General features: G+C 59.1%; 16 protein-coding genes. 10 read left to right on the top strand and 6 right to left on the bottom strand.

Annotated features, from left to right (window positions below; all coding sequences use genetic code 11):
• Window positions 1–86: 86 nt before the first annotated feature.
• The 4 genes from ACU5E9_RS16130 to ACU5E9_RS16115 form a co-directional block, all read right to left on the bottom strand.
• Complete coding sequence (locus ACU5E9_RS16130) at window positions 87–1,802, bottom strand: DUF4012 domain-containing protein (protein ID WP_456810905.1); 1,716 nt, start codon at window positions 1,800–1,802, stop codon at window positions 87–89.
• Between the two features lie 89 nt (window positions 1,803–1,891).
• Entirely contained in the window at window positions 1,892–2,887 is a 996-nt protein-coding gene (locus tag ACU5E9_RS16125) for a GDP-L-fucose synthase family protein (RefSeq protein ID WP_456810904.1), read from the bottom strand.
• Between the two features lie 2 nt (window positions 2,888–2,889).
• A complete protein-coding gene (gene gmd / locus ACU5E9_RS16120) occupies window positions 2,890–3,921 on the bottom strand; it encodes a GDP-mannose 4,6-dehydratase (RefSeq protein ID WP_456810903.1) in 1,032 nt (343 codons plus the stop codon).
• Between the two features lie 129 nt (window positions 3,922–4,050).
• A complete protein-coding gene (locus ACU5E9_RS16115) occupies window positions 4,051–5,340 on the bottom strand; it encodes a glycosyltransferase family 4 protein (protein WP_456810902.1) in 1,290 nt (429 codons plus the stop codon).
• Between the two features lie 722 nt (window positions 5,341–6,062).
• On the opposite strand from ACU5E9_RS16115, the gene kdsA reads away from it, so the two are divergent.
• The 8 genes from kdsA to ACU5E9_RS16075 all read left to right on the top strand — a co-directional run bounded on the left by kdsA (window position 6,063) and on the right by ACU5E9_RS16075 (window position 14,618).
• Window positions 6,063–6,917, top strand: coding sequence for a 3-deoxy-8-phosphooctulonate synthase (gene kdsA, locus ACU5E9_RS16110; protein WP_456810901.1), 855 nt, complete (start codon window positions 6,063–6,065; stop codon window positions 6,915–6,917).
• A gap of 23 nt (window positions 6,918–6,940) precedes the next feature.
• The gene (locus ACU5E9_RS16105) at window positions 6,941–7,468 is read left to right on the top strand and encodes a KdsC family phosphatase (RefSeq protein ID WP_456810900.1); all 528 of its coding nucleotides are present in this window, start codon (window positions 6,941–6,943) and stop codon (window positions 7,466–7,468) included.
• Window positions 7,455–8,228, top strand: a complete 774-nt coding sequence (kdsB, locus tag ACU5E9_RS16100; protein ID WP_456810899.1) for a 3-deoxy-manno-octulosonate cytidylyltransferase — start codon at window positions 7,455–7,457, stop codon at window positions 8,226–8,228. The genes ACU5E9_RS16105 and kdsB overlap by 14 nt, the downstream gene beginning before the upstream one ends.
• Before the next feature lie 2 nt (window positions 8,229–8,230).
• Window positions 8,231–9,163, top strand: coding sequence for a KpsF/GutQ family sugar-phosphate isomerase (locus tag ACU5E9_RS16095; RefSeq protein ID WP_456810898.1), 933 nt, complete (start codon window positions 8,231–8,233; stop codon window positions 9,161–9,163).
• Between the two features lie 1,868 nt (window positions 9,164–11,031).
• On the top strand, window positions 11,032–11,481 hold the full coding sequence (locus tag ACU5E9_RS16090; RefSeq protein WP_456810897.1) for an HIT family protein: 450 nt from the start codon (window positions 11,032–11,034) through the stop codon (window positions 11,479–11,481).
• A 191-nt stretch (window positions 11,482–11,672) separates the two neighbouring features.
• Window positions 11,673–12,761: a hypothetical protein gene (locus ACU5E9_RS16085; protein WP_456810896.1), complete on the top strand. Its 1,089-nt coding sequence runs from the start codon at window positions 11,673–11,675 to the stop codon at window positions 12,759–12,761.
• Between the two features lie 23 nt (window positions 12,762–12,784).
• A complete protein-coding gene (locus ACU5E9_RS16080; protein WP_456810895.1) occupies window positions 12,785–14,065 on the top strand; it encodes a hypothetical protein in 1,281 nt (426 codons plus the stop codon).
• Complete coding sequence (locus tag ACU5E9_RS16075; protein ID WP_456810894.1) at window positions 14,004–14,618, top strand: acyltransferase; 615 nt, start codon at window positions 14,004–14,006, stop codon at window positions 14,616–14,618. Before ACU5E9_RS16080 ends, ACU5E9_RS16075 begins: the two co-directional genes overlap by 62 nt.
• 917 nt (window positions 14,619–15,535) lie before the next feature.
• Here ACU5E9_RS16075 and ACU5E9_RS16070 read toward each other — a convergent pair.
• Window positions 15,536–16,603, bottom strand: a complete 1,068-nt coding sequence (locus ACU5E9_RS16070) for an acyltransferase family protein (RefSeq protein ID WP_456810893.1) — start codon at window positions 16,601–16,603, stop codon at window positions 15,536–15,538.
• A 145-nt stretch (window positions 16,604–16,748) separates the two neighbouring features.
• Here ACU5E9_RS16070 and ACU5E9_RS16065 point away from each other — a divergent pair, with 145 nt between their 5' ends.
• Window positions 16,749–16,949, top strand: coding sequence for a hypothetical protein (locus ACU5E9_RS16065; protein WP_456810892.1), 201 nt, complete (start codon window positions 16,749–16,751; stop codon window positions 16,947–16,949).
• 103 nt (window positions 16,950–17,052) lie between these two features.
• On the top strand, window positions 17,053–18,357 hold the full coding sequence (locus tag ACU5E9_RS16060) for a hypothetical protein (protein ID WP_456810891.1): 1,305 nt from the start codon (window positions 17,053–17,055) through the stop codon (window positions 18,355–18,357).
• 522 nt (window positions 18,358–18,879) lie between these two features.
• Here the strand turns inward: ACU5E9_RS16060 and ACU5E9_RS16055 are convergent.
• Entirely contained in the window at window positions 18,880–19,107 is a 228-nt protein-coding gene (locus tag ACU5E9_RS16055; protein ID WP_456810890.1) for a hypothetical protein, read from the bottom strand.
• Window positions 19,108–19,188 lie beyond the last annotated feature (81 nt).

Below are 19,188 nucleotides of genomic sequence, written 5' to 3'. Positions count from 1 at the left end.
CTGCTGTAGTGCAATGAATTTGCCGACACTGGCGATGCTTCGAATGAAGCGTCCCCGAAAGGGGATACAGCTAACAATAGGGGTAACTAACAGACCGTTTCCAGCTTTATTGTTTCATTTCTGTGAATTACGGGTGTCATTTGCAGTTCAGTGGCCTTTTCTTGCGGGACATCGCCCAACCAGTTGTACCTCAAGACCGTGCTTTGACCAGGCTTCAACTCCACGCTTAAGGAACTCACCTGATAGGTGTCGTCGCTCGCGGGGTGGTACGGCACTACCTGTCCGTCCTGGATCAGCCCAAGATTTTGGAGCTCACTTGTGCCATAAAGCGAAAGAATGGTCCGAATGTTTCCAGGCGTTACGCCGTGTAAACCTCCCCCCGTGACGTAAACGGGCAGGGTAGCTCCAGCGTCTAACGGTGCCACGTTCGTGAGAGTGACCTCGACGGCATAATTGGGCCGGCCATCGTTGCGACAGGTTTCCTGCCCAACGCTCGTGGCTACATCGAGGTAGGTGTCCATCTTGGCACCGGTCGCATCGTTTAGGTAGAGGCCGAAACTTTGGGTTTCAGCATCGCTCGTGGGTAGTGCACCAGCCAGGGTCGTGTCGGCGAGAATAGCCTGGTCCTCGACGTCTGCGCTCCACACAAGCGCGCGATGTTCAGCGCCAGCCCTTCCGAGGGCTGTGATGAGAGTGAGCGGGTCGACGTCACCAGCTGCGACAGCTGAGAAGACCGAAGCGGCGGCTGCTGCGAAGAAGGCATCCTGTTGCGCCGGATCCTCATACCGCTCGTAGACATCCGTCAAGAGCAGGCTCACCGCGTTTTCTGAACTGAGAACGTCGCCAGTTGGGAGAGTTATGGGCCCAGTTGCACCAAGAATGTATCCGAGAGCTATGGGGTCGAGCGAGAGGACTCCGTCAACCTCGACCCCGAACTCTAGTCGCCACATCTCACGCGCTAGCGCCGCCGAAGTCGTGAAGTTTGGAGTCAGACCAACATTAAGCATGTACTGACCGGTGATGTCGCCATACAACCCTCGAGTCTCGGTAGAGAGGTCGAGCACTGGTTCGGGGTAGCGGGGAAAGCCGGCGCCCGATGCCTGTTGGGTGAGCTGAATCGCCCCCTCTTCGGTGTGAATCATCGCGACCGCGCCCACAATTCCGCCGGTCGAGCGCAACTCGGCGGGATTCTGGACAAGCACAAGGTAATTTCGGGGTCCCTCCGAACCTAGCATCGCAGGCAGAACTCGGACGGCCCTGTCCACAGCAGTGATGGACAACGCGGCAGCGTTAACAGCCGAGCGGAGCCGACCCGCGGCAGAGACCACTTCGTCAACAGTCCCGGCGGTGTCGACCTCGCCGACTTGGCTCTGCGCGACGAGTATCGCTTTAGCCGCCTTCGCAATCGCCGGCTGGATCTCAATAAGAGGAGCAAGGTCGACTGTACCGTCTACTGGACGGAAGGCATCGACCGAAAGTCCTCCAGCAACATCGGACAACGGAACGATTGCGTCCTGCGCAAGGTGGTCGACGACCTCCGCTAGCTGCCGGGCCACTGACAGATTCGCGCCCAAGGCGGGAATCCCCTCAAAAACACGCCAGATAGGATCGCTGGTTAACGATGCCGCAGAAGCTGCCCTGTCGCTTAATTCAATCCCAGTGAGACGCGCGGCGTTTCCGTCTCCTGCCACCACTTGCTCCTGCATGGTGGACGCCAAGGGGATGGCCCCTTCAAGCTCCCCGCGTGCCAGCAAGGCCCGGACTCCGACCCACGCCACCAGAGCCAGCACCAATACAATCACTCCCGCGCCTACAAGCAGCGCGAGCTGCTTCCTGCTACGTCGGGCACGCCTGCGGGATCTAGGGCGCATAGGAGCGGTCAAACTCACTTCTACTCGCGAAGGCTGTGAGTGTGGTCCCGGTACCACTGCACCGTGGTGCGCAGTCCGTCCTCGAGACCGATCTTCGCCGTCCAGCCGGCTTGCTCGAGCTTACTTACATCGAGCAGTTTCTGCGGAGTGCCGTCGGGCTTGTCGGTGTCCCATTCCGTGGCGCCAGTGAAGCCCACAACGCGGGCAATGGTCTCGGCGATCTGACGGATAGTGACGTCACTGCCTGTGCCCACGTTCACCTGCTCGGGGCCGTCGTAGTGCTCCATCAGATGCAAGCAAGCTTCGGCCATATCGTCAACGTGTAGGAACTCACGGCGCGGAGTGCCGGTGCCCCAGTTGGTAACACTCGCTGCACCAGACTGGGCAGCGTCGTCATAACGGCGTATGAGCGCCGGCAAAACATGGGAACCCTTTGGGGAGAAGTTGTCACCGGGCCCGTACAAATTTGTGGGCATGGCGGATATCCAGGGCAGGCCGTACTGGCGCCGAACCGCCTGAATCTGAAGGATGCCTGCAATCTTTGCGATTGCGTACGCGTCATTAGTGGGTTCGAGGTGCCCCGTGAGCAGGGTGTCCTCGTGAATCGGCTGCGGGGCCATGCGGGGGTAGATGCACGATGAGCCCAAGAACAGGAGCCGTTCCACGCCGTACTTCAGGGCAGCGTCGAGGACGTTCACCTGGATGCGCAGGTTGTCGCTTAGGAAGTCCACAGGGTACGTGCTGTTGGCAAGAATTCCACCGACCTTAGCGGCCGCGAGGACCACGTATCGTGGCGTTGTCTCCGCAAAGAACGCAAAGACTGAGTCGCGGTCTTTTAGGTCGAGTTCGGTCGAGCTGCGCCCGACGAGGTCTGTGAACCCCTCCGATTCCAAGCGCCTCCAGATGGCGGACCCGACAAGTCCGCGGTGTCCGGCCACGTAGAACCGACCATTCCGGTCAAGGGGTGCCGGGGTGAAGTCGACCTGGTCACGATCGTCAGTAATCGAGGGGGCCACTGTTACTTAGTTCCCCAGCTAGTGAGCTTGACCTCGTCGATCCAAGGCCGTCCGGAGTGCTCCAGCGCCGCGATATCCGCGTCAACCATAATGCGTGCGAGTTCTGCGGTGTCGACTTCGGCCTTCCAGCCCAGCTTGTCGTGTGCCTTGGACGCGTCGCCAACGAGAGCGTCGACCTCGGTCGGGCGGAGGTAGCGTTCGTCGAACTTGACGTGGTCTTCCCAGTTCAAGCCAGCGTGGTTGAACGAGGTTTCGACGAAGTCGCGCACGGTGAAATTACCGCCGGTCGCAAGCACGAAGTCGTCCGGCTCGTCAGCCTGAAGCATCCGCCACATGCCTTCCACGTACTCGGCCGCGTAGCCCCAGTCTCGGATCGAGTCCAAGTTGCCCAGGTACACGTGGTCCTGGGTGCCGGCCTTGATCGCGGCGACGGCGCGCGTGATCTTGCGGGTCACGAAAGTCTCGCCGCGGCGGGGGGACTCGTGGTTGAACAGGATGCCGTTCACGGCGAACATATCGTAGGCCTCGCGGTAGTTCTTGGTGACCCAATAGGAGTACACCTTGGCAGCACCGTACGGTGAGCGCGGGTAAAAGGGAGTCTCCTCGTTCTGCGGCGGGGGCGTCGCGCCGAACATTTCTGAGCTCGATGCCTGGTAGAAGCGCGGGTGAATGCCCGCCATTCTCACAGCCTCAAGCAGTCGAATAGTACCCATTCCAGTGGTGTCGCCAGTGTGCTCGGGCTCGTCGAATGACACTCGCACGTGCGACTGCGCGGCCAAGTTGTAGACCTCGTCGGGCTGGATTTCAGCCAGCAGAGTCACCAGACGAGAACCGTCGCTCAGGTCGCCGTAGTGCAGAAACAGCTTCGCCGAAGGGTCGTGCGGGTCCACGTACAGGTGGTCGATCCTTGACGTGTTGAAAGTGGATGCTCGACGAATCAGGCCATGAACCTCGTAGCCTTTTGCGAGCAACAGCTCCGCCAGGTAAGAGCCGTCCTGCCCCGTGATCCCCGTAATAAACGCACGTTTACTCACTTTGACTCCCCATGTGTCTAAGGCAGTAGCGATCGGACATGACGTCCGTCGTCTATGCCCGGCTGATTCGCTTAACGCTGAGCATATGGATTCGGCAGCGGTGGCGCAAAACGAGGCAGGCCGGAAGCGTCATCGGCGGCCAGCTGACCGGGCGACCAATGTGCGCAGCCAGCCTGCGAACTGATCAATAGCGGCCGTCTCACTGAGCATCTCGGTGCGGTACCGAAACCCGTTGGCACCGAGAGCCGCGGCAAGTGCTGGATCGGATCGCATCTCGAGAGCGGCATTGAGAAGCGCCTGCGGATCGCCTGCGCGCACAACCTGACCACCTTGAGCAGCGTTGATTTCGCTGGCCGTTAGCCCATCCGGGTCGGTCGCGCCAATCACCGGACGAGAAGCATTAAAATACGAAGTCAGCTTGCTAGGAACCGCCATTTCCGAGACCCCGGGTTTCTCGTTGACGAGCAGCACATCTGCAGCGGCTAAAGCATTCTGGAACCCTGCATCGTCCAACGATCCGATGAATTGGAGCCGCTCTACGCCCTTGGCGAGTGCCTGGAGCTCATCCCGTTGACTGCCGTTACCTAACAGCACGAACCTAACGCCTTGTTCCTGTTGGTCGGCAAGCACGGCGGCATGGACGACGTTTTCAAGGCCCTGTTTGACACCCATGTTTCCTGCATGAAGCACGACCGTCTCGCCGTCTTTCCAGCCGAAGCGCGCACGAGTGGCCGCGACATCAGTCGGCGCAACGGCGTCCAGGTGTGTCCAGTTGCGGACGACACGAATCATCTCAGGGCGTACGCCAAGCCTCGTCTTGAGGTGCTCTCCGAATCGTTCGTGAATGACAACGACCCCCTGAGCGGCGCCAAGCGTGACTTTCTCCACCCAGGTGATTAGACGGGCCACCGGGCCGTTGCCCATCCCAGTTTCAGTGATACCCAGGCTGTATATGTCTTGAACCCAAACGTTGACGAGCGGCCGTCGGGGGGTCAATCGTGCACGTAGCATTGCTATTGCGGTGGAGAACAACGCCGGTGACACCATAACCACCACGTCGGGGCTTTCCCACCGCGCGAACAGCAGGCGCAGGCCGAATGAGACCTCCGATACGAGTCTGTTTAGACCGCCCGGGTTTGCCGGAACGTAGTGCCGCAGCCGAACCACAGGGACTGAATCGATAACTTCGGCGCTCGTCCAGCGACCGTACCCCTCGTGCACTTTCCACTCTGGGTAGTGCGGATGAGCAGTTAATGCAGATACTTCCATGCCACGTAGCGCAAGGCCTCTTGCAAAAGCACTCGTGTATGGAGAAATGCCAGTTGTCTCGGGCGCGTAATTCAAACCGATCACGAGTACGCGGAGTGGCTGGTTCTCAGCAGTCGCAGACAGCGAGGTTTGCGCATCAAGACGGGTCACAGTGGGAGACTTCCTTCATCGCGAATTGTCGGGCAGAGATTGGACAAGGCCGAGGTTCGGGCTCAACGCAGGTTTGCAGCCCTAGCCTAGCTTTTGCGGGTGGCCACCTCCGGCTCATGGCCCCAGAAGGTTCAAGCTCGTTTGGCGTCCAAACACACCGGGATTGTTGTTGATGTCTAGCCAAGCAAGCGCGACCCTACCTCCGAGCACTAACAGTCCCCTGCGGCAGGTCACAACCGCCGAGTCTCTCAACACCGTGTGGTCTGTCCCGCTAATGCGGTGGCGAGTTAGAGGAGGCTCACTGTCTCGATGACCTCGAGGGGGTTGTCGATGGTGGTTAGCTCGACCATCGATGACTCAGAGAAGTACTGGCGCTTGCCGGCTCCCTACCTCCGGAGGCACTCCTGATTCTCCCGTCAATCGCTCTCAGTGCCACAAAGTTCTCCTTAATGCAGACCCCCTATCCAGACCTTCGACACCCTCATGGAGATCCGACAGCAGGGCCACAAGAAGGCCTACTTATCACTTATTCGGCGCGGTCCGCTTAAGACCTCTGGGGTGCTGTAAATGCCGCAGGTCTCCATTACCTCTTCACGACAACTCGTCCATCCTGCAGGCCGGAAGCTGCAGGGCGGCGATGTAGCGGGAGACTGAGAGCCTGTAACATTCATTCGAAGAATGGCATGGGACGAACCCCATGGCGTCCAACAAGGGGAGACCAAATGGATTCTGTGCGCGTGTCAGTCGGAAATAGTGTTCATGTCTCGAATGATTTGCCGTTCACACTCTTTGGCGGCATAAATGTGCTCGAGGACCGGGACTCAACACTTCGCGCCGTCGAGAGATTTGTACAGGTGACATCGGAGCTGGGAATTCCCTACGTTTTCAAAGCATCGTTCGACAAGGCAAACAGGTCCTCGATCACCTCATACCGTGGAGTCGGCCTAGAGGCCGGGCTGGAAATTTTCCGGGAAGTTAAAGAGACATTCGGCGTCCCGATCATCACTGACGTACATGAACCCGATCAAGCCGCTCCGGTCGCCGAAGTCGTTGACGTCTTGCAGATTCCCGCATTTCTGGCGCGACAAACAGACCTCGTTGCTGCGATCGCGAGAGCCGGACGTGCCGTGAACGTCAAGAAGCCGCAGTTCATGAGTCCGACACAGATGGAAAATATCGCGGCAAAGATCCGCGAGGCGGGCAACGAAAATATCATTCTCTGCGAGCGGGGCAGCCAGTTTGGATACGACAACTTGGTCGTCGATATGCTCGGATTCCGTGACATGATCGAGGCGACTGGTGGGCTCCCCGCAATTTTCGACGTCACGCACAGCCTGCAGCGTCGGGAACCTGGTAGTGCAGCATCAGGTGGGCGACGCCGCCAGGTACTCGAACTCGCCCGTGCGGGAATGTCGCTGGGTATTGCTGGGCTGTTCCTGGAAGCTCACCCGGACCCGGACAATGCCCGATGCGACGGGCCTAGCGCACTCCCGCTTCATCTCCTCAAGCCCTTCTTGGAGCAGGTCCTGGCCGTCGACACCCTTGTCAAGTCCTTTCCCGCACTCGAGATCGCATGACGCACAGCAGTGAGTATGGGGGGGTGATCAAGCTGCTTCTCCTTGATGTTGATGGTGTGCTGACTGATGGCACGCTGTTCATCGGAAGTGCCGGAGAAGCGTACAAAGGGTTTAGCGTGCGAGACGGGCTCGCGGTTGCGCTACTGCGTGCACACGGTATAAGAACGGGCATTCTGTCGGGAAAGTCGAGCCCATCCTTGGACTTTCGCATCACGCAACTGGGAATTGATCTGGCCATCACCGGCCGCATAGACAAGCAAGAAGCCCTCGCAGAAATCCTCCAACGAGCAGGGCTTACAGCAGATGAGGTCGCGTACGTTGGCGATGACGTCGTCGATCTTCCGCTCGCCGGCCTCGTTGGGCAATTTTATGCACCGGCGGACGCGCATCCTCTCGTGAAGCAGAGCGCAGATTACGTACTCTCAACAGCAGGGGGACGCGGCGCAGCACGGGAGGCTGCAGAGTACATATTGGACTCAGCGGGCTTGAGCATTGAGCAAGCTTACGCGCCGCTCATCGGCCAGTGGGGCGTGCATCGTGCAATCCAGTGAGCACGGGTTGCATGTCGTTATCCCGGCACGATTCGGATCGCACCGGCTGCCCGGGAAGCCCCTGGTCGATCTAGGCGGCAAACCGATGATTGTCCGGGTGCTGGAGGCGGTGCAGCACTCGCTGGGAGAAGTCGATGTCGTTGTGGCGGTCGATGATGAACGGGTGGCGATGGTGCTGGAGAAGCATGGTGCCAGCGTCGCCATGACAAGCCCACTTTGCGAGTCCGGCACCGACCGCGTGGCCGAGGTTGCGCGGGAGCGTGGTTGGGCGATGGACGATCTCGTCATCAACGTGCAAGGGGACGAGCCGCTGATTCCCGGTGACCTTCTTCTCGCCTTTGCAGAATTCTGCCGAACGCGCGAAGGGTTCTCGATGGGTACCGTTTCGGTGCCGATTGCCGACCGCGCAGAGATTCTGGACCCCAACGTGGTTAAGGTCATGGTGCGAGAAGACGAGAGCGCTATTACCTTCTCCCGTGCTGTCATTCCATTTGATCGGGATCGCCAGTTCGAGGCAATGGACCCGACAACCCATAGGCGCCATCTGGGGATTTATGCCTACCGCAACGATGTACTTCAGACCCTGACAAGTGCACCGCCGTGCCAATACGAACGGATCGAACGGCTCGAACAGTTGCGTGCACTGTGGCTCGGCATTCCGATTCACGTCATGGCCTGGCATTCAGCTCCGCCTGGCGGGATTGACACTGACGAGGATGTCGAGCGCGTGCGTGCATATCTAGAGCGTTCTCTGCGATGAGCGTGGCTGATGACAAGGCCATCGAATCGGCGCGACGAGTGTTGAAGATCGAGGCCCAAGCGGTGGGCGATCTGGCGGATCGGCTGGACTCTCAGTTCGCCGACGCCGTCGCGCACTTGCTCACCGCCAAAGGGCGCGTAATCGTGTGCGGGATGGGCAAATCGGGGATCATAGCTCACAAAATCGCGGCCACGCTGATGAGCACTGGGACCCCCAGTTTCTACATGCATCCTGGGGAGGCATATCATGGCGACCTCGGGATGGTCACTCCCGAAGACACGTTCATCGCCATCTCGAACTCGGGCGAAACAGAGGAGCTCATCAAGCTACTTCCGTATCTCTCAGCCAGCGGCAACTTCCTGATCGCGATGACCGGCAACTCAGCATCGACACTCGCGACGAAGGCGCATTGCCGCCTAGATGTTTCGGTTCGAGAAGAGGCGTGCCCATTGCATCTTGCACCCACATCCTCAACCACGGCGACACTGGCTATGGGCGACGCGCTTGCTATTGCTCTTATGGAAGCGCGAGGCTTCGGGGCAGCAGATTTCGCACGGTTCCATCCTGGAGGCACTCTCGGTCGCCTGTTGAGCCGGGTCGAAGACGAGATGATTACGGCGCAGCTCCCGATCATTGTTGCAAATGCGGGGTTCATCGAGGTCGTCCAGGCGATCACCGGCTCGAACCTGGGCCTCACGCTCGTTCGAGAGGGGGACATGTGGGCCATCATCACCGACGGCGACCTTCGGAGAGCCGTGGAACGGTACGGACCCGCAGTCTTTGATCGCATCGCCGGTGATCTAATGACCTACAACCCGGCCGGAGTTCCGGTGGGCACCCGAATGGAGGATGCCTTGGCAAAGATGGACAGAACCCAGGTGAACGCACTTGTCGTGTTTGATCGTGAGGAACTCGTGGGCATTCTCAAGAAATAGGACGATACAGATGGGGCAGCCTTCTGCGTCTAGCCGAGTGGGTCGGTTCTCGATCTGTTGGAGGCGAGGAAATGTCCATCGTCTCCGACCGCACAACGCCTCACGGCGAGGCAGCTGAACCAGGCTATCCAGCAGCCTCCTAGGACTTTTCACCTAGAGAAGGGAGGGGATAACGCATTGCTGCGGTGGGTGTCCCTTCCACGTCGCAGCCCGGCACTTGCAGCCGTCCGAGGCAAAGTCCCGGATAAGGTCTCCGACGTTGTCACTGCTTACCGTTCGCAGACCTTCTCGGAGACCTTTCGCCAGGCAAAGTCACAAACTCCAGCTGTATCGTTCTCCCTGACGAATCACTGGGCCGAACAGTACATCCGTATGCGCATCTGATCCCCGCGTCCTCGCCCAACAGCTTGCGCACCTCATGCGCCGCAAAGCCGACCATGCCGGGACTGAACCTTTCGGTCCGCGAACTTGCCCCAATACGTCGTGATCGATTCCTCACTAGGAGGGCCCAAGAATGTTGGGTCAGAAACAAACCACACACGAACGACAAACGTAGGTCGTGGCTTGAGAGCCACGCTGCGTCTGTATACGGCTCAACGGTTCCGTTCGGCGTTACTGGAGCTAGTCCGAGGCTGAAGGGAAGCGGCGCCCCAGGGGACCAGGTTCCGCAGGCCCCCAAATTACGCCGGCGGGAACGACGCCCGCCACCACAGTGTGCGGTGAGACCAGGGCAGATCGGCCTACGTCTGCGCCGCCAAGGAGGATGCAGCGGGATGTCACCCATGCGCCGTCGCCTATGTACACCGGACGCGTGACTAGAGCCATGTCCCGCCGGTGCGCGTGGCTACCGGTTGTCACAAAGGTTTCCTGAGAGACGACGGCATCGTGTCCTATGTAGACGTGATTTTGGTTGTGAAACCAGACCCCCTCGCCGATCCATGAACGATCGCCTACGTGAAGCTTCCATGGAAACTTCACGCGAGTTCGAGGGCGGAATACGACGCCATTTCCAATGTCCGCGCCGAAAGCTCGGAGAACGCGAACTCGAATACTCGAGCTGATCTGCCAAGAGTTTGTCACGAACAGAAGCTCGCAGACAGCCCAAAGATAGACGACAAAGCGCGGACGATCCCATGCCTCACGTTCACCAGGAGCATCAGCGAGATTAATTACCGGGACTTCATCGTTGGCTCGCCCATACAGATCGACCATGTTCCGTCCCCTCGATCAACCGCGTTTCGTACTCGAATAGTCTCGATGCCTGAGTTCAATCAGTCGCACTCTAATACTAGGGTTCACATTGTCAACAAAAGTGACGGCCCATGATCACTGACATGGGATGAGTGTCGATGCCTCGGCAAGCCGTTTAGCCCGTCCGTTGCTGCCGCTGGGCAGGGCACAAGGAGGCTCGCGAATCAAAGCCGTTGGGCAGCGATAGCGAGTCGGCAGAGGCCGGCCCTAGCCTCCATCTCTCACAGGCGATCGTCGGATATAGCGGCGGCGAAGTCGCCTCCACTGCCAGTCGGTATTGGGCTGGGGCGGTACCTGCGCGGGCTCGCGCATGTGACTGGTCTCGTTCATAGTCGACCGGGGAGAGCGGGCGTCACCCTCGCTACCTGTAAGCGATGATGTCGTGAGAGATGATGCAACTCATGACGTGAGTGAGACTGAAAACGATGTCCTGAGTGAAGACACAACAACGTGGACTACCCGTTCCGACTCGGACTACTCATCAGCTGCGACAAGCCCGCCCTGACCCGATCGCGGTGGTGGAGGCCGTACGCCATCGTCACCTGGGTTTTGACATCGGGAGACCCGGCCTACATCTAGGACCGGAGCTACTAGGAAACTCTCGCTAGGCTACAGTCATGCTTGAGCCGCCCACCGAATCCAATCAAGCATGCCCTCTCTGCAGGGCGTCTGGCGGTCAGATCGTCTGGTCGGACGACAAATGGCTGGTTGTTTCTGTTGAGGACAGAGACTTCCCGGCCTACTACCGCGTGATCGCACGCTCCCACGTCGCCGAATTCAGTGAGATACAGGCCAGTGAGCGTGGCCGGTGCATGGAACTAGTGGCTGCGGTGGAATCAGTATTGATCCAGCGACTTAAGCCATCGAAGGTGAACATCGCGTCATTGGGGAATCTAGTTCCCCACCTTCACTGGCACGTGATTGCGCGGTTCGACTGGGACAGCCATTTCCCCGAGTCAATCTGGGGTACGAAGCAGCGATTAGTCGATCCGGCTGCCCTTCGCTGCATTGAAGCAGAACTCGACGAGCTCAACAGCGCAATTTTCGACGCACTCACCGAGCGCTGACGGGAACCTTTATGTCACGCCGAGGCCAAGTCGGGAAAGCCCTGAATATACTGGTTCTGCGCGGTCTTGGCTCCGGGATTTCCGTGTTGCTAGCGCTCGTCGTAGCTCGCTTTCTGGATACGGAAGCCGCAGCGAAGTTCTTTCTTCTCTTCAACATCACGACTATCGCAGCGGTGTGTTTTCGTTGGGGCATGGACGAGATCATTGTCAGGCGCATTGCGACCGCCCACATCGACAGGCAGGTGCAAGTCGCATCACAACTCCTCGTGCTGTCGCACAGGCGAGTCACGGTTTGGGTAGTAGTCGCAGGGTTAATCGTCGCAGCCGCGGCCCTCACGCCGCTGCCCTCTGCCATCGGTACAACCTGGGTAGAGCTGGTTGCAGCGCTCGTAGTTTCGGCTGCCATTGCACTCTCAGCATGCGGTGGACGCGTCTACCAAGGTGTCGGGCGGGTGACCTTCGCGACATTGGTTCTCAGCATTCTGATCCCCGGGATCGCTTTCATCGGGCTGGTCACGCTTGTTGCATTCAACGTACCGACATCAGCGTTAGGGCTCTTCGCAATATATGGGACAGGCGCAATCTTGTCGTACGTGACAGTCGTGTGGGTGTTCCCCGTCGCTCGTCCACAGTTCCGGTCCAAGGACCTAGGCCGCAGCCTTGACCAGCAGGGGCGATCTGATCGAGCGTCAGCTAACCACCTTGGGGGCGTTGTCCTATCGCAGCAGGTTCTCAACTGGGGGGCTCTGCTGATAGTTCCGACGGCATACGGAGGGGCCATCTACACGAGCTTCAACGTGAGCTTCAAAATGGCTTCCCTTGTGAGCCTGGTAATGCTGGCGGTCAATTTCACCTTCGCATCCCGGCTGGCTTCCCTATACTCACGAGGGGAATTTTCTGAGCTTCGACGGTTGACGCGTCAAATGATCCTCGCCGTTGCTGCGGCAAGCCTGCTGTTCGGCGGCCTCCTACTGCTCCTTCGCGGCCCGATCTACGGGTTCGCACAGCTCGAGATGGAACACGATCTTGTACTCGTCTTGCTCATTCTCGGACAGGTCTTCTTCGCTCTGTCCGCGGTGTTCTCTCTCGTTTTGACAATGAGTCATCAAGAAAGATTCCTTCTTGTCACACAGGGCACTGTCTCAGTACTAGGCCTCGCGGCCTTCGCGGTGCTGAGTGTCGTGGGACCAATCGAATGGGCAACGGGCGCGTTTATATTGACCTACGGCGTGCTGACTCCGATGCTTGGACGCCGGGTCTGGCACGTCCTAAATGGATAGTCGCACACGATATGCTGCCCGATATGACACTTGAGCCTCTAGCGACGTCCCAAGCCTGGCTCCGGTATGCGAGGATTCAGCAGTTCAAACAGCGTCCTGAGGCGGAGATCGACGGCGTCAACTACGCACGGGTCGTCGCGACCTACCTGTATAACGGATCAAAATTGGGTCTTCTAAAAAAGGTCGCGCTGGCATTGTGGTTTTCGCCCCGGCTCACATTATCCGGGAGTAAGAGACCCTTGCTCCTCTTTTACTCTCACCGCTATAAGAAACGCCCAGACTACGACTACGTGATAACACAGTTGCAGGCGCTGGCAGGCGACCATGGGCAACTCGTGGAGTCGAATGAGGAGTTTTCGCTGTTCCAGTTCTGGCACACACTTTCGCGCCTCTCGACGGCGACTCGTGCGGCTCAAGCATACGAAGGCGGCATACTCGAACGATTCGGTGTAGCCCTTCTAATCGCCAAGTTTCATTCCATTGCCGAGCGCTCGTCTACCACGATCATCGAAGGTCGCGGGCGAGTATTCACCTTCTCCGATGCTCTCCCGCACGATAACCTCATGGCTCAACTCGCCGCGCGCCAGGGGATCGAAACCATCACTGCCCAGCACGGCCAATATCGGGTGCTCGATTCAACGAACATCTCTTCCGATGCAGAGGCGTACGCCAATTTTGTGAGCGACCGCATGCTTGCTTGGGGGGAGGCGACTATTACAGAGTTTGAACGATTTGGTGTATCACCCGAAAGAATGCTCGTGAGCGGATGGATCAGAGCCCGGCCAGAGAGTGTATTGGAGCGTGAGCCGCGCGGCGTGTTCGGTGTCATCCTAAACGGAGCAAACGGCGCAGCTTCAAATCCTGCGCTCATGAACGCTGCGAATCACTTGTCACAAGCACTAGATCTGAAATATGTCGTGCGTGCTCATCCTAGCTACGGCGCTGCAGGCTGCGAGAAGATGGCCAACGAACGCTGCATATCGATCGGACCGATGGCGCCGTCACATTACTTGGACTCGGTCGACTTCAGCATCAGCCACTCCTCAAGCGCGACGATCGAAATGCTCCTCGCGGATTCGCCCGTGTACGTACTCGACGACGGCAACATCGCACAGATATTTCGCACAGACGGATTAAGCTACGGCAACAACGAAATGTTGCTAGAGGCCATGAGAGCCGATCTGATTGCAGAGGATCGCGGACGAACCCGTGTCGAGAGACTGAAGATGTGGTTCAACGAAGATGCTAACCAGGCCGAGCGGCTCCGCGAGGCCCTGTTCACCGATGGGACACTCGATGCATAATTTCAGGAAAGCATGGTGGGCATTTCGCGCACTTGTGCTGAGCCCCACCTTCGGCCGCCTCAAGATGCCGTCTTACTTGGGTCCAACTACATTCCTACTTGGATCTCGGAAGATCTTCATAGACCGGCGGGTACGCATCTTCCCAGGACTCCGCGCGGAGACTCACCTGAAAGGGCGACTCTTTATCCATGAGGACGTTACTATCGGACAGGATTTTCACGTCGCGTGCATGGGTGATCTGCACATCGGATCCGGAACGACGATCTTGGGAGGAGCCATGGTTACGGACATCGACCATGAATATCGGGAGGTGAACCTCCCAGTCCACAAGCAACCGATGATCTACTCCCGTACTGAGCTGGGGAGGAATTGTTTCATTGGAATGGGCGCTCGCCTCCAAGCTGGCACCGTTCTCGGCGACGGGTGCGTTGTCGGAGCGAACGCCGTTGTGCGAGGAGAATTCCCACCGCACAGCGTGATAGCTGGCGTCCCCGCTCGCATAGTGAAGCAATACAACCCCGAGACGGATGATTGGGATCGCGTTCAACGGTAGATACGTGCGATCTCACACTGAGTGGACTCACTTCGTCCATTTCGTGCCGCTTTCATCGGGCCGATGGTTGATATCGACTAGTCAAAGTGGTTCGGGCCTTGCTGGTTACGCTTTGTTGAGTTTGGGCGCTTTAATCTGAACGAGCACAGGCTGATATCGCGCATGCGGTGTGGGCCTCACGCCAACAGTCGTTGTGAATTCCGTTATGTGAGAACTGCGCGATGCTAATCATCGCGCGAATGATCGCCACGAAGCCTGGACCCCCGCACTGGGTTGCGGAGCTGCCCGACCGGGCCGCGGTGGACTTGATCTGAACCGCCTCGCCGACAACGCCCGAGTCATCAGCCTTGGTCAGATCGACATGCGTCGGCATCGCAACGATTGTGCCCGTGCACAGGGCGGCCAGGGGGACTGCCATAAAGCGGCCCGGACACTCGGGCTGGAATCTTCCTAGCACCCCGCAATCTTGTTGCCACTTACTGTGGAATACCGGCACCTCTAAGCGCTACGCGCCAGTAAAATCGTCGCCCTCGACGTACCCAAGGACGCGTTTGTTACGATGTTCGACGAGTTTTCAGCAGCGGTCTCATCGCGGTCATCCCGAGTTTAGGTCGGCTGGGTCGTACCCCAAATCCAAACGGGCCTGACTGGCGGTGTCGGAGGGTGCCATGTTCGGCCGTGTTGTTTTCCAGCGAGCGGGCTCGCCACGAGCCGTTAATGCCGCCGTCGAAGAATTCTGTAGGTCGCCCGCTCGAAGACCAACGTCGCATCTTGCAGGGCACTATTTGTTGGCTTCGGGCGAATATTCCGTCACGAAATCTGACAGGACGCTTCGGCTCGTGGCAGAGCGTCCGGACGCCGCCCGGCGTACGAACGGCGCCGGGCGAGGTGTTGCAGATGAGGGGTCTAGGTGCAGATCACGCGGTGAGCGAGGCGGCCGGCGATAACCTCTTCGAATGCCCACGAATGAGCCGCATTGTCGGCACCTCGAAGAATCGGTACGAAAGCCATGCGAGCCCAGCGGACGCCAGGGTCGCGGCGAGGAAGCTGAGCACGTTAACCCCAAGGAAATGCGCTGCAAGCTCCAGAATAGGGAAGTGCAGTAGGTAAAGCCCGTAGGAGATATCTCCGAGAACTGTGAACGGTTTCGAGTCAAGGAACCGCAGTGAGGGCAACACCAATAAGCAACTCAGAAACAGCCCGTATACGATCAGCCAAGTGATCGGGTCGAGCCAGGTGGACATGTACCCCGCTCCCGGCGAGATCGATAGTCCGAGCTGTTCTCGGAAGCCCGGAGTATTTACAAACAACAGCGCGAGGAACACGATCCCTCCCACCGCCGGCACCCGGCCGGTGAGCGCCCGCTTTATCCTTGGGAGGTGCACGGCTGTGAGAGCGCCGATGAAGAATGCGAATCCGTATGTCGGCAGGATGGACGGCTTGGTGTCGAGTAACCCGAGGTAGATGACCGCTGGAATCGACACGGCCACCGCAATGAGGACGACCGACCAGGCACCCAGCTTCCGAAAAAGCACCCAAGTTAGGACGAACACCAGATAGAACTGGACCTCCACGGGAATTGTCCATAGCTCCCACGGCGCTTCGATGAACAGCAGTGATCGCATGATCAGTGCAGGGTCGCTCAAGGGCAGCGCGTAACGGAAGTCATCCCATACAAAATTGGAAATCACGACGGAGATGATCACAAGGACAAGGTACAGGGGCACAACGCGTCCGATGCGAGCTCGCGCGTACGCGGCGAGGTTCTCCGCGCTCGGCTCTCTCCGGATATAGAGGTGCGCCATGAGGAAGCCGCTCAAGACGAAAAAGATCATCACCCCGACCTGCCCGAACCCGTGCCCGAACACCGGAGGGAGAAACCCAACGATGGCCGCGTGCGAGACGAAAACGATAGCGGCAGCGAGCCCGCGCAGACCCGTCAATTGAGGCAGCTGGGACTGAAGTTTGTTGCTGTGCGCGCCCATGGCGTATCGTCCTTTCTAGGAAGGAGCGCGCCCGCCTTTGCCCGCAGCTCCTTGCGCAAGTGAGCTTAGTGGACGGGGCGCGAGCGACGTTGATATGGAGTCATCGGTTACACGGTCGAAACGTTGCAATGGGAAGATGGTCGTCATGACCAGTGAGCCGAGCCGGACCCGCGCGACAAATGCCATCACTGCCTTCACCCTCGGCGTGGTCGCGAACGCTGACCCGCCGCTCGACCAGAAGTACTTCGATCTCCTGTTCGGGGCGACTGCCCTCGCCTTGGGGAGGATCCGTGTAAACCGGGCACAACTCATTCGGCGCAATGACAACGGCGGGTGGGGGGCGTGATCATTTGCGTCTGTGACCTGATCTTCTGCTTCGGCTGGGTCGATTGATGCCGGTTCGCACGAACGCGCGAGCTGAGGCATCCACCTCACGGCTTGAACTTGAGGTGGCAGATGTTTCCCGGTTCCATCGGGGACTGATCCGGCTCGCCCTCGCGACGGCATTCCTCTCCGGTCTCGACGTTGTCGTAGATCTGGGTGGTGTGCAGGTCACGCACATCGTGCTCGCGCTCGCATTAATACTGACGATGCTGGCGAGCAGGCACCTGGTTCCGGCGGGAGTACTCGGGCTGTTCTTCCTGCTGATGACTGCGTCGTGCGTGTCAATCTTGGCGACGGAGCCAACGTTCGCTGCGGTCGTCGACCGCGTACTCGATTCATCGGCACGCGTCGCCCTCGCCGTCTTCATGATCGCCGCGTTTTACGCGGCCTTCGTCCTCGCCGGCCGCAGCGTACAGGCGTTCTTCGGCGAGTATCTTAAGGTTGCGACGTTCTTCGCGACTGTCGGCATCGCGCAAGAGGTGATCTTCCTCGTCGCACATGTCGACGTCTTCGGCTTCCTGCCCACTGGAGCGAAGGAGTACGGAGCGTACCTCGGCATCTCCGGTCTAAGCATCGAGCCAGCGTTCTACGCATGCGCACTCTTACCGGCCGGCGCCTACTACGTAGTGCGGTTCGTTACGATGTTCCGGGTGTCCTGGCCCGCTATTGGCACCGTGGCCGCGATTATCCTTTCGACCTCATCGAATGGTTACCTCGGCCTCGTCGCCGCAGCAGTGATCGCCATCGTCGCGGGGATGCGGCTGCGCCGCATTGGCCTGCTGATCCTCATCATCCCCGCGCTCGCTCTCGCTGTTTACTGGATGTTGCAGCAGGAGTTTGTGCAGCTCAGACTGCAGGACACGCTCACGCTCCTCGAGCTCGGCGTGACCACCAGCACCGGAGCGAACCTGAGCAGCTACGCTCTCGCTGTAAACTCGGCGATCACGATCCAGTCGCTGACCGAGAACCAGTGGTTCGGAGCCGGATTCGGCTTGTACAACGTGGTCTTCGAGCACTATATCGGCGGCTACCAGGTCCCCGTGTACCGCGAGACCCTCCCGGGTAGCGGCTCGGCGACGTCGTTCCTCCTTCGGATGGTCGCCGAGTTGGGAATCTTCGGAGTAGCGATCATCGCGGCGACCGTCATGGCATTCATTCGAGCGATCCGCGCCGGGATCAATCGACCGATCGCGATCGCGTGCCTCGCAGCGTTCGCAGTCATCCTGCTGCGGATGGGCGAGTACTTCGAGAACGGCGTGATGTTCGTCCTTGTTATGGCGTTCGTCCTGCACCGTGAAGCCCTCGTCTCACGACAAAATGATAAAGGTGCCAGCCCCGCTGTTATGAACTATGTCGCCACATCTGTCTAGACCCAGCCCAGCTCGGCGACCTCCAGCATAAAACGGCGGGGCCGAGCCAGCGTCGCACAAGTTTGAAGGCCGCACCCCCTCAGGCAGGTCAACTTGGTTTGACTGATACCAACGTGCTGCCCGACACCAGGCGGCTGATCCGGCTAGTCATTGTGAGAAACCTCCAGCATCGTGTCCATCACGCGAATATCCACCTGAGCGCCGATGTGGCTGAGGGAAACTGACCAGAAGCTCCGTTCCCAGACCCGGGCAGGTTTTGCTCGTCAGGACCAGCGACGCCTGGTCGTAACGGAACGAGGCGAGTGGAAAAACCGGTTCGCGGCGTCGTGGGCCGGACCCCACGGGACCCGGAAAGCAGGTTGTTCGCGATCGGCAGCCAGACGTCGAATTGTTCGTTGGAGTCGTGGCGTTAGGTGAACGTACGGTGAGACTTGGAGTCAGGGTCGCGGGCCTTGAGGTGCCTGATTTGGGCGCTTCGCGTGCAGCCGAACGCGACGGCGGGCTGTGTCAGCTTGCCCCGGCCTATGTCCGATTAGTTATCGGCACCGCGCTGGCTTCCTCGACCTTCGACCAAATTCCGCCGAGCAGATCCGAAATCGTCCGGGTCGGCAGCGTGCGTTCTTGGATGAATTCGGAGACGGTCGACGTCATCGCCATCACTGGTTGTGTATCGACCTGGTCGTAACCATGCGTCAGGGCCTCGTGCGAGAACCAGAAGTCCCACTGCACCTGGAACCAGGCCGGGTGCACGAGCCGATCCGCGGGGTCTGGCACCCGGTTCTGGGGCCGGAGTTCGGCGCCCTTGACCCGAACAGCGACGGCGACCTGGAC

The sequence above is a fragment of the Cryobacterium sp. AP23 genome (genome assembly GCF_054075385.1).
This window is presented reverse-complemented; position numbering and strand designations above follow the sequence as displayed.